General features: G+C 73.9%; 13 protein-coding genes. 9 read left to right on the top strand and 4 right to left on the bottom strand.

Annotation, left to right across the window (positions count from 1 at the left end):
* Positions 1-40: 40 nt before the first annotated feature.
* Positions 41-2,251 carry a HelD family protein gene (locus KMZ30_RS14175; RefSeq protein ID WP_215520049.1) on the top strand — a complete coding sequence of 737 codons (2,211 nt, stop codon included), beginning with the start codon at positions 41-43 and terminating at the stop codon, positions 2,249-2,251.
* A gap of 516 nt (positions 2,252-2,767) precedes the next feature.
* Here the strand turns inward: KMZ30_RS14175 and KMZ30_RS14170 are convergent.
* The 4 genes from KMZ30_RS14170 to fbaA form a co-directional block, all read right to left on the bottom strand.
* Positions 2,768-4,069: an adenylosuccinate synthase gene (locus KMZ30_RS14170; protein ID WP_030526428.1), complete on the bottom strand. Its 1,302-nt coding sequence runs from the start codon at positions 4,067-4,069 to the stop codon at positions 2,768-2,770.
* A 121-nt stretch (positions 4,070-4,190) separates the two neighbouring features.
* Positions 4,191-4,943: a helix-turn-helix domain-containing protein gene (locus KMZ30_RS14165; RefSeq protein ID WP_215513010.1), complete on the bottom strand. Its 753-nt coding sequence runs from the start codon at positions 4,941-4,943 to the stop codon at positions 4,191-4,193.
* Between the two features lie 298 nt (positions 4,944-5,241).
* Complete coding sequence (locus KMZ30_RS14160) at positions 5,242-5,649, bottom strand: DUF3151 domain-containing protein (RefSeq protein WP_215513011.1); 408 nt, start codon at positions 5,647-5,649, stop codon at positions 5,242-5,244.
* Between the two features lie 159 nt (positions 5,650-5,808).
* Positions 5,809-6,840: a class II fructose-bisphosphate aldolase gene (gene fbaA, locus KMZ30_RS14155; RefSeq protein ID WP_215513012.1), complete on the bottom strand. Its 1,032-nt coding sequence runs from the start codon at positions 6,838-6,840 to the stop codon at positions 5,809-5,811.
* Between the two features lie 502 nt (positions 6,841-7,342).
* Here fbaA and KMZ30_RS14150 point away from each other — a divergent pair.
* The 8 genes from KMZ30_RS14150 to KMZ30_RS22395 all read left to right on the top strand — a co-directional run bounded on the left by KMZ30_RS14150 (position 7,343) and on the right by KMZ30_RS22395 (position 15,540).
* A complete protein-coding gene (locus KMZ30_RS14150) occupies positions 7,343-9,727 on the top strand; it encodes a chemotaxis protein CheW (RefSeq protein WP_308279749.1) in 2,385 nt (794 codons plus the stop codon).
* Positions 9,724-10,146, top strand: coding sequence for a chemotaxis protein CheW (locus KMZ30_RS14145; RefSeq protein WP_207022314.1), 423 nt, complete (start codon positions 9,724-9,726; stop codon positions 10,144-10,146). Before KMZ30_RS14150 ends, KMZ30_RS14145 begins: the two co-directional genes overlap by 4 nt.
* 77 nt (positions 10,147-10,223) lie before the next feature.
* Positions 10,224-11,846 carry a methyl-accepting chemotaxis protein gene (locus KMZ30_RS14140; protein WP_215513013.1) on the top strand — a complete coding sequence of 541 codons (1,623 nt, stop codon included), beginning with the start codon at positions 10,224-10,226 and terminating at the stop codon, positions 11,844-11,846.
* Complete coding sequence (locus tag KMZ30_RS14135) at positions 11,846-12,232, top strand: response regulator (protein WP_215513014.1); 387 nt, start codon at positions 11,846-11,848, stop codon at positions 12,230-12,232. Before KMZ30_RS14140 ends, KMZ30_RS14135 begins: the two co-directional genes overlap by 1 nt.
* 17 nt (positions 12,233-12,249) lie before the next feature.
* Entirely contained in the window at positions 12,250-13,344 is a 1,095-nt protein-coding gene (locus KMZ30_RS14130) for a protein-glutamate methylesterase/protein-glutamine glutaminase (RefSeq protein WP_308279750.1), read from the top strand.
* Positions 13,341-14,174 carry a CheR family methyltransferase gene (locus KMZ30_RS14125; RefSeq protein WP_215513016.1) on the top strand — a complete coding sequence of 278 codons (834 nt, stop codon included), beginning with the start codon at positions 13,341-13,343 and terminating at the stop codon, positions 14,172-14,174. The genes KMZ30_RS14130 and KMZ30_RS14125 overlap by 4 nt, the downstream gene beginning before the upstream one ends.
* Positions 14,171-14,626: a chemotaxis protein CheX gene (locus KMZ30_RS14120; RefSeq protein WP_215513017.1), complete on the top strand. Its 456-nt coding sequence runs from the start codon at positions 14,171-14,173 to the stop codon at positions 14,624-14,626. The genes KMZ30_RS14125 and KMZ30_RS14120 overlap by 4 nt, the downstream gene beginning before the upstream one ends.
* Positions 14,623-15,540, top strand: coding sequence for a response regulator (locus tag KMZ30_RS22395; RefSeq protein WP_215513018.1), 918 nt, complete (start codon positions 14,623-14,625; stop codon positions 15,538-15,540). The genes KMZ30_RS14120 and KMZ30_RS22395 overlap by 4 nt, the downstream gene beginning before the upstream one ends.
* Positions 15,541-15,543 lie beyond the last annotated feature (3 nt).

The raw sequence follows: 15,543 nt of genomic DNA, 5'->3' as shown, positions 1-15,543 counted from the left end.
GTTCCGTGCCCAGCCGAACCTGCGAGGAGACCGCGGCTCCGTGACCACGCACCACCCGGGCCAGCCCGAGGCCTCCCCCGACGTCGAGCGCGAGATCGCGACCGAGCAGGCGCACGTCGACCGCGTCTACGCCGAGCTCGAGAAGGCGAGCGGGCGCGCCCGCGACGTCGAGGCCGACGGGATGGCCCGCGGCCGGACCGACCGGACCGGCGACGTGCGCGACGAGGAGCTGACCGGGCTCTTCGAGCGCGACGCCCTCGTCTTCGCGGCCGCACGCCGCCGGGCGATGATCGACACGCAGTACGAGGGCCTCGTCTTCGGCCGACTCGACCTCGGCACCGAGGAGTCGACCGCCGCCGAGCGCGAGGTCCGGCACATCGGTCGGCTCGGCGTGCGCGACGACGACTACGAGCCCCTCGTCGTCGACTGGCGGGCCCCGGCCGCCGCGGCGTTCTACCGGGCGACGCCGGTCGACCCGATGGGCGTCGTGCGCCGGCGGGTGCTGCGCTGCCGCGGCGCGCAGGTCGTCGGGGTCGAGGACGACCTCATGGTCCCCGAGGCGCCGGACGACATCGTCGTCGTCGGCGACGGCGCGCTGATGGCCGCCCTGACCCGCAGCCGCGGCCGGCAGATGCGCGACATCGTCGCGACCATCCAGCGCCACCAGGACGAGGCCATCCGCGCCCCCTCCCGCGGCGTCACCGAGATCACCGGCGGCCCCGGCACGGGCAAGACCGTCGTCGCGCTGCACCGGGCGGCGTACCTCCTCTACGCCGAGCGGCGGCGCTTCGAGCACGGCGGGATCCTCGTCATCGGGCCGTCGTCGGCGTACACGGCGTACATCGAGCGGGTGCTGCCCTCCCTCGGTGAGGAGTCGGTGGCGCTGCGCGCGCTCGGTGACGTCGTCGACGGGATGACGGCCGTGCGGCTGGACTCCCCCGAGGTCGCGGCGGTCAAGGGGTCGCTGCGGATCCGGCGGGTGCTGGGTCGGCTGGCCTCGCGGGCGCCGGTCGGTGCGCCGACCACGTTCCGTGCGTTCGTCGCCGGGCACGCCGTCCGGCTCGACGAGGAGGCCCTGCGCCGGGTGCGCTCGGAGGTGCTGCGCACCCACCAGCACAACCTCGGGGCCGCCGCCGCGCGGGCCGCGCTGGCCGAGGCCGCGTGGCGCACGGTGCGCCAGGGCGAGCGCTCGGACTTCCTCGGCGCCTTCGAGGGCTCTCGCGCGGTCGACGAGTTCGTCGCCGCGTGGTGGCGCCCGCTCGACCCGCGCGAGGTGCTGCTGACGCTGACCGACACCGAGCACGCCTACCGGGTCGGGCGCGGGGTGCTGTCGCAGGGCGACGCGGCCGCGCTCGCGGCGTCCTACCGCGAGGCCGTCGCGACCGGAGAGTGGTCCGTGGCCGACGTGCCGCTCGTCGACGACCTGCTCGCGCGGCTCGGGGCGCTGCCCGAGGTGTCTCGCGAGGAGCAGGGGTTCTACGACATCGAGGAGCTCGACGACCTGCAGTCGTACGGCGTGCAGGACGTGCGCGTCGGGCTCGGGCGCGCGCCGCGCACCGACACCCGGGCGGTGCTCGCGCCGGGCGACGCACGGGCGCGGCTGATGGCGGGCCGCATCGAGCGGGCCGCGGCGTACGCGCACGTGCTCGTCGACGAGGCGCAGGACCTCTCGCCGATGCAGTGGCGGATGGTGGCGCGGCGGGGCCGCACCGCGTCGTGGACCGTGGTGGGTGACGCGGCGCAGGCGTCGTGGCCGGACCTCGCCGAGGCCGGGCGGGCGCGCGAGGAGGCCTTCGCCGGGCTGGAGCGCCGGATGTTCCACATGGACACGAACTACCGCAACGCCCGCGAGATCTTCGACCACGCGCGCGACGTCATCCTGCCGCTCGTGCCGGACGCCGACATCCCCGACGCCGTGCGCGAGACCGGGGTGCGGCCGGTGGACCGCGTGGTGGCGGAGTCGCTGGTGGACGAAGCGCGCGGGGCGGTGGAGACGCTGCTCGGAGAGGTCGACGGGTCGATCGCCGTCATCGCGCCGCAGCGGTGGGCGCAGCGGGCGGCCGTGCTCGACGGGGCCGGTGAGGGGCGGGTGCAGGTCATCGACCCGCTGTCGACCAAGGGCCTGGAGTGGGACGCGACGGTCGTCCTCGACCCCGACGCGATCACCGAGGAGTCGCCGGGCGGGGTGCGCGTGCTCTACGTCGTCCTGACCCGGGCGGCCCACCGGATGCACGTCCTGCGCCCCGCCTGACGTCCGGCCCTGGCCCCGGGCCGGGATGGTGTGCTCTCCCAGCCTCCATGCGCCCCGAAAGGTTTACCTTCCACCCGGCAAGGTTTCCCTTCACCTCGCAACGTTTTCCTTTCACCCGGCAAGGGAACCCTTCCCGTCGCAAGGGAGCCCCGCCGAGCCGCCCTGACCTGGCCCTGCCGCCCCGATCTCGCCCTACCGACCCGCCACAGCACCCCGGCAGGACGATGGGACGACGGCACGGCAAGATCAGGTCGGCCCGGCGGCCGCTCCAGCCAGGTGCTTGCTCGTGGAAGGGAAACCTTGCCGGGCGCAAGGGAAACCTTGCCGGGTGGAAGGGAAACCTTTCGCGGCGCATGTAGGCCGGGAGAGCACACCATTGCTCCGGCCCGCCGCTCCCCTCACCCGGCCCGCCGCCCCCTCACCCGACCCGCCGTCCCCTCGGCCGGGCCGCAGACGACGGCGCCCCCTCGGCCGCGCGGGGCGGGAGGGGGCGTCGTCGGGCCGACCCGGTGGCGCTCAGTCCAGGAGGGCGTGCCGCTGGATGATCTCGTGCCGCCCGGGGCCGACACCGATCGCCGACACCCGCGCCCCGATGAGCTCCTCGACGCGCAGCACGTAGCGCTGCGCCGCCTCCGGCAGCTCCTCGAAGGTCCGGCACCCCGAGATGTCCTCCCACCAGCCGTCGAGCATCTCGTACACCGGCTTCGCGTGATGGAAGTCGCTCTGCGACACCGGCATCTCGTCGTGCCGCACACCGTCGACCTCGTAGGCCACACACACCGGCACCTGCTCGAACCCGGTGAGCACGTCGAGCTTGGTGATGACGAAGTCGGTCACCCCGTTGACGCGCGTGGCGTAGCGACCGATGACGGTGTCGACCCACCCGCAGCGCCGCGGCCGGCCGGTCGTCGTGCCGTACTCGGCGCCGGTCTTGCGCAGCGTCTCACCGTCGTCGTCGAACAGCTCGGTCGGGAAGGGACCCTCGCCGACGCGCGTCGTGTACGCCTTGAGGATCGCGATGACGCGAGACACCCGCGTCGGCGGGATGCCGGAGCCGGTGCACGCGCCCCCGGCGGTCGCCGACGACGAGGTGACGAACGGGTAGGTGCCGTGGTCGACGTCGAGCAGCGTCGCCTGGCCGGCCTCGAGCAGCACGTTCGCGCCCGCGTCGAGCGCCTTCTCGAGGACGAGCGTGGTGTCGGCGACCATCGGCCGCAGCCGCTCGGCGTACCCGAGCAGCTCCTCGACGACGAGGTCGACGTCGACGGCGCGCGTGTTGTAGATCTTCACGAGCACCTGGTTCTTGAACCCCAGGGCGGCCTCGACCTTCTGGCGCAGGATGCCCTCGTCGAACAGGTCCTGGACGCGGATGCCGATGCGGTTCATCTTGTCGGCGTACGTCGGGCCGATGCCGCGCCCGGTCGTGCCGATCTTCCGCTTGCCGAGGAAGCGCTCGGTCACCTTGTCGAGCGTCCGGTTGTACGGCGCGATGACGTGGGCGTTGGACGACACGACGAGCTTGGAGGTGTCGACCCCGCGCGCCTCGAGCCCGTCGAGCTCCTGGAAGAGCACCTCGAGGTCGATGACGACGCCGTTGCCGATGACCGGGGTGACCGTCGGCGTGAGGATGCCCGACGGCAGCAGGTGCAGCGCGTACTTCTCGCGCGTCCCGTCCTCGCCCGCGATGACCACCGTGTGGCCCGCGTTGTTGCCCCCGTTGAACTTCACGACGTAGTCGACGTCGGTGCCCATGAGGTCGGTCGCCTTGCCCTTGCCCTCGTCGCCCCACTGGGCTCCGACCAGCACGATCGCCGGCATCCCGGCTCCTTCCGACACGTGGTGCGTCCGGGACGGCCGTGCCCCGGCGCGGAGAAGGCCCCTCGCGGATCGCGCCGGGGCCTCGTCCACCCCACCCTACCGCGACGCGGTGGCCGGGCGGTCAGCGGCGCCGCCCGGCGAGCACCCACCCCAGCTGGAAGCGTGAGTCGACCCCGTTGACGGCCATGAGCCGCGACACCCGGCGACGGACCGTCCGCAGGCTCACCCCGAGGTGACGGGCGATGGCCTCGTCCTTGATGCCGAGCCCGAGCAGCTCGACGAGCCGGGGGTCGTCGTCACCCCCGGAAGCCCCGCCCCTGGGCACCGGCGAGGCGTACCGCCACGCGAGGTCGAAGTAGTCCGTGTAGAGGCGCACGACGAGGGGGTCGCGCAGCAGCACGTACCCCGAGTCCGGGTCGTCCCAGCCACCGAGCGCGACGACCGCGCTCTCCCCGAAGACGGCGAACTCGGTCGCGGTCGCCGGCAGCAGCCGCTGGTCCTCGCCGGCCTCGGCCCACACCCCGAGCCAGCGCTGGCCGGCGAGCGTCGTCAGGACGTCCGCCGGGTAGATGGCCCGCTGCGTGTCGCCCCGCTCGATGCGCTCGCGGTTGGCCCGCACCGTCGACTCGTCGAGTGCCGGCCCGCGCTCCACGGTCAGCACGAAGTTGCGGACCATCCCGCGGCTCTCGCGCAGGAGGTGGTTGACGACGGCCGGCGACACCGACCCGGCGAGCGGCTCGACCCGCATGTCCAGCGCGCCGAGCGAGCGCGAGGTGACCTCGGCGAGCAACCCGGCCGCCTCGTCGAGCTCGCGCTGGCGCGACTCGGTGCGCTCGCGCTCGCGCCGCAGGTGCTCCTCGAGCAGGAGCATCATCCTGCCGTCCTCGTGGTCGACCACGGTGCCCCCCGACGATCCGCGCACACCCCTGCGCGCCCCTGACGTGGCCGTTTGCTGCCACTGGCCGCCTAGTGTCGCACGTCACACGACCGACCGGGCACGATGGACGGGCGCAGCCGAGGACGCAGGGGACCACCGGGCGACGAGCGTTCCGTGCGAGAGCGGGGCGCGCAGCACCCGGTGGTGCGACTCGGCGGCGGGCAGGGCCCGACTGTCGACGACAGCCGGGCCCTCGTCCGGTCCGCGACGGGACCGGGCAGGGCCGGCCGGTGCCTCAGAGCCCGAGCTCGCGCGCCCCGGTCGCGCTCGAGGCCCGCAGGAACTCGGCGCAGCGATGCCGCTCCTCCTCCTCGCCGATGGCACCGGCCGCCTTCGCCAGCGCGGCGAGCGCGCGGAGGAAGCCACGGTTGGCCTCGTGCTCCCACGGCACCGGTCCCTGGCCGCGCCACCCGCTGCGCCGCAGCGCGTCGAGGCCGCGGTGGTAGCCGGTACGCGCGTACGCGTAGGCCTCGACGACGCGGTCGTCGGCGAGGGCGTCCTCGGCGAGCACCGCCCACGCGAGGGACGAGGCGGGGTGGGCGGCGGCCACCTGGTCCGGGGCGACCCCGTCCTCGAGCGGCCGGGCCGCGGGGTCGTCGGGCAGGTGGGTCGGCGGGATGCCGAGGAGGTCGCTCGTGCTCATGACCCCACGCTAGCCGCCCCCGTCCGCCGTCCGAGGGGCCCACCCACCCGTCGAGTGAACAGGACACGCCGCCCGGACGAGGGTCCGGACGGCGTGTTCTGCTCACTCGACGGGGTGAACCGCAAGGAGGGAGGTGCGGGTGCTGCAGCGGGTGCAGGCTCAGCCCTGGTGGGTCCCGGCGGAGCGGAGGTTCTGGCAGGCCTCGACGACGCGCTGCGCCATCCCGGCCTCGGCCTCCTTGCCCCACGCGCGGGGGTCGTACTGCTTCTTGTTGCCGACCTCGCCGTCGATCTTGAGGACGCCGTCGTAGTGGCGCAGCATCCAGTCGGCGACCGGGCGGGTGTAGGCGTACTGCGTGTCGGTGTCGACGTTCATCTTGACGACGCCGTAGTCGACCGCGTCCGAGATCTCCTGCGGGAGCGAGCCCGAGCCGCCGTGGAAGACGAGGTGGAACGGCTTGCTGCCGGCGTCGAGGCCGAGCTCGGAGGCGGCGGCCTCCTGGGCGGCCTTGAGGACCTCGGGGCGCAGCTTGACGTTGCCCGGCTTGTAGACGCCGTGCACGTTGCCGAAGGTCAGCGCGGTCATGTAGTAGCCGTTCTCGCCCGAGCCGAGCGCGCGCACGGTGGCGACCGCGTCGTCCGGGGTGGAGTACAGCTTGTCGTTGATGGCGTTCTCGACACCGTCCTCCTCGCCGCCGACGACGCCGACCTCGATCTCGAGGATGACCTTCGCGGCCTTGCACTGCGCGAGGAGGTCCTCGGCGATGCGCAGGTTCTCGTCGAGCGGCACGGCCGAGCCGTCCCACATGTGCGACTGGAAGATCGGCAGGCCCCCGGCCTTGACGCGCTCGGCCGACGCGGCGAGCAGCGGACGGACGAAGGAGTCGAGCTTGTCCTTCGGGCAGTGGTCGGTGTGCAGCGCGATGTTGACCGGGTAGTTCTTCGCGACCTCCTCGGCGTAGGCGGCGAGCGCCTTGGCGCCGGTGACCATGTCCTTGACGGTCGAGCCGGACGCGTACTCGCCGCCACCGGTCGAGACCTGGATGATGCCGTCGGAGCCGGCCTCGGCGAACCCGCGGATCGCGGCCGTGATCGTCGAGCTCGACGTGATGTTGATGGCCGGGTAGGCGAACGAGCCGTTCTTGGCCCGGTCGAGCATGTCGGCGTAGACCTCGGGCGTTGCGATGGGCACGGTGTTCTCCTCGTGACGTGGTGGTGGCCCTACGCCCCCGATCCTTCCACCATCCGCGCGGCGCCGCGCGGGCCTGTCCGTACCCACGGGTAGTGGTGCCGGCCACCCCGCACACGACGAACGGGGCGGCACCGATGTCGGTGCCGCCCCGTCAGCGGCCTCGCCCGGTCCCTGCACCGGAGTCGTCCGCCAGGAGGCCGAGGCCTCCGTCGTGTCGGTTGGGAAACCCCCTGCGGTTTCCGTCCCTGCGCGTGGCCCAGTGTGCGCCGTCCGCGGCCGGTTGTCCATGCCCTCTGACGAATTTCGTCATTCCGGCGACGGAATTCGTTGCTTCCCGTGTCTCACGGTGCCGATGTGGCCCGTGGGGCGGCTGGGCGACGGGCCGGACGGTGTCTTGCGCGCTTCTTGACCGAATCTTCGTCAACCGGCGGGCGCGCCCGGTCGATGCGTCGGGTGACGGATCCCGGCACCCCGCCGGGACGACCACGCACGGAGGTGGGTCGTGGACGACGGGATGGACGAGATCATCCACGAGTTCCTCGTGGAGTCCCACGAGAACCTGGACCAGATCGATGTCGACCTGGTGGCGCTCGAGAAGGACCCGGACGCCCGCGACCGGCTGGCCCGCGTCTTCCGGGCCGTCCACACGATCAAGGGCACCTCGGGCTTCCTCGGCCTGCCCGTCCTCGAGCACGTCGCCCACGCGGGCGAGACGCTGCTCGCCTCGCTGCGCGACGGGGACCTCTCCCTGACCACCGACCGCGCGAGCCTCCTGCTCGCGACCGTCGACGCCATCCGCGACGTGCTCGCCTCGGTCGAGGCCGGGCACGGCGAGGGCGGCAGCGACTTCTCCGAGCTCGTCGAGGCCCTGCACCAGTCGGTCCTCGACGACACCCCCCAGACCCTCCCCGGCCCCGCCGGGGAGGGGGTCCCGGGGGCCGGCCAGGCTCTCCCCCCCGCCGGCGCCGCTCCCGAGACCGCCGGTGTCGCCGCCCCACCCCCCTCCACGGCGGCGGCACCGGCACCTCCCACCGAGGCCCCCGGGGCCCCGGTCGCCCCGGCCCCCGCGCCCGTGGCGGCCGTCGCGGCGGTGCCGGCGAACCCGGCCCCCGTCGCGGTCGTCGAGGACACCGGCGACGCCGGCGGCCGACGCGGAGCCGCCGAGTCCTCGGTGCGCGTCGACGTCGCGGTCCTCGACTCGCTGATGCGCCTCGTCGGCGAGCTCGTCCTCACCCGCAACCAGCTCTCGGCCCACGACGGCTCGCCGGGTGGCGGCGCCGGGCGCGCCGGGTCCGCGGCGAGCGAGGACGGCCGCATCGCGATGGGCTCGATGATGCAGCGCCTCAACGTCGTGACGAGCGACCTCCAGGACGCCGTCATGAAGGCCCGGATGCAGCCCGTCGACACGGTGTGGGCCAAGTTCCCCCGCGTCGTGCGCGACCTCGCGACCGCCTGCGGCAAGGACGTCGCCCTGACGATGCTCGGCCGCGAGACCGAGCTCGACCGCGGTCTCGTCGAGGCGATCCGCGACCCCCTGACCCACCTCGTCCGCAACGCGGTCGACCACGGCATCGAGGCGCCCGAGGTCCGCACGAAGGCGGGCAAGCCGGCCACCGGCACCCTCGTCCTGCGCGCCTCCCACGAGTCCGGCCGTGTCGTCATCGAGCTCGAGGACGACGGCGCCGGCATGGACCCCGACGTCATCCTCGCGAAGGCGCTCGAGCGCGGCATCGTCTCGCCGGCCCAGGCCGCGGCGATGGCGCCCCACGAGGCCTACGCCCTCGTCTTCCGCCCCGGCTTCTCGACCGCGGCGGCCGTCACGAACGTCTCCGGCCGCGGGGTCGGGATGGACGTCGTCAAGACCAACATCGAGGCGATCGGCGGCACCGTCGAGCTCTCCTCGAGCGTCGGCCGCGGCACGACCTGCCGCCTGACCCTCCCGCTCACCCTCGCCATCGTCCCCGCCCTCATCGTCGTCGTCGGCGAGCAGCGCTACGCGGTGCCGCAGACCCTCGTCCGCGAGCTCGTCGTCGTCCACGACGGCGGCCACGCCGTCGAGAACGTCGCCGGCGTCCAGGTCCTGCGCCTGCGCGAGCGCCTCCTCACCCTCGTCGACGGCCGTACCGTCCTCGAGGCCCCCGCCGGCCCGCCCGGCGCCATCGTCGTCCTCGACGTCGACGGCAAGGTGTTCGGGCTCGTCGTCGACGAGGTCCGCGACACCGAGGAGATCGTCGTCTCCTCGCTCGGCGAGCATCTCGCCGGCACCGAGGTCTTCTCGGGCGGCACGATCCTCGGCGACGGAGCCGTCGCGCTCATCCTCGACGGCGCCGGACTGGCCTCGCTCGCCCTGACCGGCGAGCTGCGCGAGGAGCTGCGCGACACCGGCGCCGGTGCCTTGACGAGCACCCAGGAGAGCGCGCGCCGCCTCGTCGTCGTGCGCGCCGACGGCGAGCGCAACATCGCCATCCCGCTCGACGTCGTCACCCGCCTCGAGGACCTCGACGACGAGAGCGTCGAGCGGCTCGGCGAGGGCTGGGCCGCCCGCTACCGCGGCGGCATCATGCCGCTCGTCGAGGTCTCGGCTCTCGTGAGCGGCCTGCGCGTCGCCGGCCGCGGCTCGCGGTCCGCGACCCACGGGGACGGGCGCCGCTCGGTCGTCGTCGTCCACCACGGCGACCGGCCGGTCGGCCTCGTCGTCGACGCGATCGTCGACATCAACGTCGAGGACGGCGACGTCGCCGCCCAGGAGGGCCGGCGCGGTCCCGGGGTCGTCGGCGGCGCCGTCGTCGGCGGCCGGCTCGTCGAGATCCTCGACCTCGACGCGGCCGTCCGGGCCGCCGGCACCACCGTCGCCGCCCCCGCCCACCTCGAGGAGGTCCCGGCGTGAGCGCCGCCACCTACGTCACGTTCAGCCTCGGCGAGCACCTCGTCGGCCTGCCGGTCGAGCGCGTCCAGGAGGTCCTCGGCGCCCTGCCGATGACCCCCGTCCCCCGCGCGGACCGCCGCGTCGCCGGGCTGCTCAACCTCCGCGGCCAGGTCGTCACCGGTCTGGACCTGCGGGCCCGCTTCGCCCTGCCACCCGCCGAGGACGACGAGAGCGCCGGCACCGTCGTCGTGCGCACGCCCGGCGGCCCGGTCGCGCTCGTCGTCGACCGGATCGGCGACGTCATCCAGGTCGACGGGATGCAGCCGCCGCCCGCGACGCTGACCGGCCCGATCCGCGACCTCGTCCGCGGGGCCTACGTCCTCGCCGACTCCCTCCTCCTCGACGTCCGCCTCGACGCGGTGCTCGCCCTCGACCGATGACCGCCACCCAGCCCACCGCGCTCCGGCACCGCCCGGCCGCGACCGACTCCACCCGCCAGCCCTCCGGAGGACACGCCATGCCTTCCCGCTCCTTCCCACCCCTCGCCTGGTTCTCGGACCTCAGGCTGACGACGAAGATGGTCCTGACCCTGGGCGCCTTCGCGGCCACCCTCGCGGTCACCACGGCACTCGCCCTGGCCGGGCTCTCCGGCACGGACGAGGCGGTGCGGGACATCGACGACGAGGGCGTGGTCGCCCTCGTCGCCCTCGGCCGCGTGCACCAGGAGGAGATCAAGGCCCGTCTCGTGCTGAGCAACCTCGCTCTCACGCCGGCCGGCTCCGACGCGCGCAAGGATGCCGCCGCGAAGATCGCGGAGACGGACGCCGAGCTGGCGACGTGGCGGAAGAAGTACGACGAGATCGAGCAGGGGGGCGCCGACAGCGCGTCGAGCGGGTGGCCGGCCTTCACCTCGAACTGGGACCAGTTCATCGCGCTCCGGGACGGCACGCTCCTGCCCGCGCTGGAGCGGGGGGACACGACCACCTACTCGTCGGTGATGGCCGACCAGGGCAAGGCCCTCATCTCCGCCGCAGCCGACGGCCTCGACGCCGAGGAGGCCTCGCGGGTCCAGACCGGCGAGCGCCTCGTGCAGGCTGCGTCGTCCGAGGCGGCGTCGACGACGCGGGTCATCTGGGTCGCCCTCGCCATCGGTGGCCTGCTCGCGGTGGCTCTCGGCCTCAGCCTCCTGCGGGCCATCACCCGCTCGGTCCGGACCATGTCGCGGAGTCTGGAGTCCCTGCGCGCCGGTGACCTCACCGTCCGTGCCGAGGTGCTGAGCCGTGACGAGCTCGGCGTCATGGCCGAGAACTTCAACGAGGCCGTCGCCGGCGTCCGGACGATGCTCGGCGAGATCGCCCGCAACGCCAGCGCGCTCAGCCACGCCTCCTCGACGATGGCGTCGGTCACCCAGGGCATGGCCAAGGGCGCCGACAGCCAGGCGGCGAGCTCGCGCAACACCGCGGCCGCGGCCCACCAGGTGAGCGCCAACGTCCAGACGGTCGCCGCGGCGACCGAGCAGATGGCCGCCTCGGTCGGCGAGATCGCCCACTCCGCCAACGCGGCCGCCCGCGTCGGGCAGGAGGCGGTCGCCCTCGCCGCGCAGACCAGCCAGACCGTCGCGAGCCTCGGGGAGTCCTCGACCCAGATCGGCACCGTCGTCGAGACGATCGAGAAGATCGCCGAGCAGACCAACATGCTCGCCCTCAACGCCACGATCGAGGCGGCCCGGGCCGGCGAGCACGGCCGTGGCTTCGCGGTCGTCGCCAACGAGGTCAAGGAGCTGGCCCGCGAGACCCGCCGGGCCACCGCCGAGATCCAGGTCCGCGTCTCCTCGATCCAGTCCGACGCCGAGGCCGCCGTCGCGGCGATCAGCCGGATCGACGGGGTGGTCGCGCAGATCAACGACCACCAGACGACGATCGCCTCCGCCGTCGAGGAGCAGACCGCCACGACGTCCGAGATGTCGCGCAACGTCGCGGACGCCGCGACGGGCACCGGCAGCATCGCCACGAGCATCGCCCAGGACGCCGAGGTGCAGGCCCGCGCGGCCGACGGCGTCGCCACCGTGCGGACCACCGCGAGCGAGGTCGAGTCCATCTCGATGACGCTCCGCGCCGCCGTCGACCGGTTCGCCGTCTGATGCGCGCGCTCGTCGTCGACGACAGCCGCACGATGCGGGTGCTGCTCTCGCGCATCCTCGTCGGGATGGGGTTCGAGGTGAGCCAGGCCGGTGACGGTCAGGAGGCCCTCGACACCGTCGCGGCGCTGGAGGCCGACGGCACGCTGCCGGACGTGTGCCTCATCGACTGGAACATGCCGGTCATGACCGGGCTCGAGTTCGTCGTCGCGGTCCGGGCCAACCCGGCCTGGCGCGACATCAACCTCATGATGGTGACGACCGAGTCCGAGCACGGCCAGATCGTCCGGGCGCTCGCGGCCGGGGCCCACGAGTACCTCATCAAGCCCTTCCCGCCGGAGGCCATCGAGGAGAAGCTCCAGCTCCTCGGCCTCGTGCCCGTGTCATGACCATCACGGTCGTCCACGTGGACGACTCCCCCACGGTGCGCCGGGTCGTCAGCGAGGCCCTGCGCGGCCTGCCGGACATCGAGCTCGGCGGGCAGGCGGTCAACGGGCGCGAGGGGCTCGCGCTGGTCGACCGGGTGCGCCCCGACGCGGTCGTCCTCGACATCGAGATGCCCGTCATGAACGGCATCGAGACGATGCGCGCGCTGCACAAGGCCCACCCGACCCTGCCGGTCATCATGTTCTCGACGCTCACCGAGCGCGGCGCCCGGGCGACGTTCGACGCCCTCGCCGCCGGCGCGCGCGACTACGTGACGAAGCCGAGCAGCACGAGCGGCCTCGTGGAGTCCGTCGCGACGATCCGTCGTGAGCTCGGGGAGCGCCTCGTCGCGCTGTGCCCGCCGAGGCCCGCCGCCCCGGCCGCCCGCGTCCGGGCCCTCGCCGAGCACCCGGCCCGGCGGCGCGAGCCGGCGGCCCCGGTGGCACCCGGCTCGCTGCTCACCGAGCACGCGCAGCGGGTCGACGTCGTGGCCATCGGCTCCTCCACCGGGGGCCCCGAGGCCCTCGCCGTCGTCCTCGACGGCCTGCCCCGGACCCTGCCCGTTCCCGTCGTCGTCGTCCAGCACATGCCGCCGGTCTTCACCCGGCTGCTCGCCGAGCGCCTCGACCGGTCCTCCGCGCTGCGGGTCGTCGAGGCGACCGACGGCGAGCGGCTGCGGCCCGGGGTCGTCCACATCGCTCCCGGCGACCGCCACCTCACGGTGGTCGGCTCCGCGGGTGCGGCCACTGTCGTCCTCACCGACGGCGAGAAGGAGAACCACTGCCGGCCCGCGGTCGACGTGCTCTTCCGGTCGGTCGCCCGCGTCTACGGCTCGCGCACCCTCGCCGTCGTCCTCACCGGGATGGGCGCCGACGGCGCCGCCTCCGCCGGCGACGTCGTGCGGGCCGGCGGCGTCGTCTACGCCCAGGACGAGGCGACGTCGGTCGTCTGGGGCATGCCGGGCCAGGTCGTCGCGGGCGGCCACGCCTCGCGCGTCCTCCCGCTCGGCGCCGTCGCCCACACCATCGCCCACCGCGTCACCGTGGGCCGAGCCACGCACGGAGGTGCGGCATGACCGTCCTCGACGCCGCCGACTTCGACCTCTTCGCCCGGATCGTCCAGCAGGACAGCGCGATCGTCCTCGAGCGCGGCAAGGAGTACCTCGTGAGCGCCCGGCTGACCCCGGTCGCCACCAAGGCCGGCCTGCCGAGCCTCGCGGCCCTCGCGAGCCGCCTGCGCTCGCGGCCGACCGACCCGATCCGCTCGGACATCGTCGAGGCGATGACGACGAACGAGACCTCGTTCTTTCGCGACATCCACCCGTTCGACGCGCTCGCGAAGGTCGTCATCCCCGAGATCGTCTCGACGCCGCGCCCCGACCGCACCCTCACCATCTGGGCGGCCGCGTGCAGCTCGGGCCAGGAGCCCTACTCCCTCGGGATCACGGCGCTGGAGTCCCTGCCGGTCGGCTGGCAGACGCGCATCACGGCCACGGACCTCTCGCCGCAGATGGTGGAGCGGACGCGGAACGGGCGGTTCAGCCAGCTCGAGGTCGGCCGCGGCCTGTCGGCGGGCCGGCTCGTCCAGCACTTCCAGCGGGCCGGGACCGAGTGGGAGGCCTCGCCGCAGCTGCGCTCGATGATCCTCGCGCGCACGCTCAACCTCGCCGCGCCGCTCCCGCTCATGCCGCGGTTCGACGTGGTCTTCCTGCGCAACGTCCTCATCTACTTCGACGTCGCCACGAAGGCCGCCGTCCTCGGCGCCGTCCGGTCGGTGCTGCGCCCCGGCGGCTACCTGTTCCTCGGCGCCGCCGAGACGACCCTCGGGCTGGACGCCGGGTTCGAGCGCAAGGCGCTCGGCCGGGCCATGGCCTACCAGCTCACCCAGAGAGGCGGTCCCCGATGACCAACGCCAGCCCCATCGAGGCCGAGTACCTCGACTCCATCGTCTCGACCGTGTGGGAGTCGCTCTTCGGCGAGCCCACCGTCGCGACCCCGGCCTCGCCGGCGCCCCCCGACTCGGTCCGGGCGCAGGTCGACATCCACGGCTCGTGGAGCGGCTCGGTCGTCGTCAGCTGCACCCGCGAGGTCGCGTCCGGCCTGACCCGCGACCTGCTCGCCCTGCCGCCGGACCTGCCGCCCGCCCCGGACGAGGTCCGCGACGCCCTCGGCGAGATCGCGAACATCGTCGCGGGCAACGTCAAGTCCCTGCTCCCCGACCACGCGACCCTCGGCCTGCCCGAGGTGCACCAGGACGGCTCCGCCGAGCCGTCCGGCCCCGACACGGTCGCCGCCACCTACCTGGCGACCGCCGGCAACCTGCGGGTCGCCGTCACCACCCTGGAGGACCCCCGATGAGGCTGCTCGTCGTCGACGACTCCCGCGTCATGCGCCAGATCGTCACCCGTACCCTGCGCCAGGCCGGCCACGGCGGCCACGAGATCGTCGAGGCCGAGAACGGCCGCGTCGGGCTGGAGATCGTCGCGTCGCACCGGCCGGACCTCGTCCTGTCGGACTGGAACATGCCGAAGATGACCGGCATCGAGTTCCTCGAGGCACTGCGGGCCGCGGGCGACACGACGCCCTTCGGCTTCATCACCTCGGAGGGCTCCTCGCTCATGCGGGTCCAGGCCCTCCAGGCCGGGGCGCTCTTCCTCATCGGCAAGCCCTTCACGGCCGAGTCCTTCGCGCTCCACCTCGACCCCGTCCTCGGCCGCGGCGCGCACGCGCCGGTCGCGACGGTCGCCGTCGAGGAGCGGGTCGCCGGCCACACCGGCCTCCCGGAGCGCAAGGAGGCGCGCGACCTGCTCGAGCGACTGCTCGCGCGCGACTGTGCGGTCGACTCGGCGGTCGGCCACCCCGTGCCCGGCGACCGGCGCACGACCACCGCGGAGCTCGTCGGCGACGACGGTCACCTCGCGGCGCTCTTCGTCGCCGACCACGAGCTCGTCGTCCGGCTCGGCGCGTGCCTGTCGCTGACGCCCGCGCCGGCGGCGGAGGGCCTCGTCAAGGACGGGGAGACCACCCCGCCCGTCGAGTCGGCGTTCTCCGAGGCGCTCAACGTCTTCACCTCGCTGTTCAACGGCGGTGGCGGACCGCACGTCAGGCTCGGCCGCGTGTGGTTCAACGCGGCCCCGCCGCCGGAGGTGCTGGCACCGATGGAGGGCTCACTGACCCGCGACGACATGGTCGTCACGGTCTCGGGGTACGGGGCCGGCCGGCTCTCGGTCGTGCTCCCGGCGACGGCCGTCGCGACGAGCGGCGCTGCCTGACGC

Source organism: Phycicoccus mangrovi (assembly GCF_018729305.1).
GTDB classification, from domain to species: domain Bacteria; phylum Actinomycetota; class Actinomycetes; order Actinomycetales; family Dermatophilaceae; genus Phycicoccus; species Phycicoccus jejuensis.
Note: the sequence above shows the minus strand (reverse complement) of the source record. Positions and strands in the feature narration are given on the sequence as shown.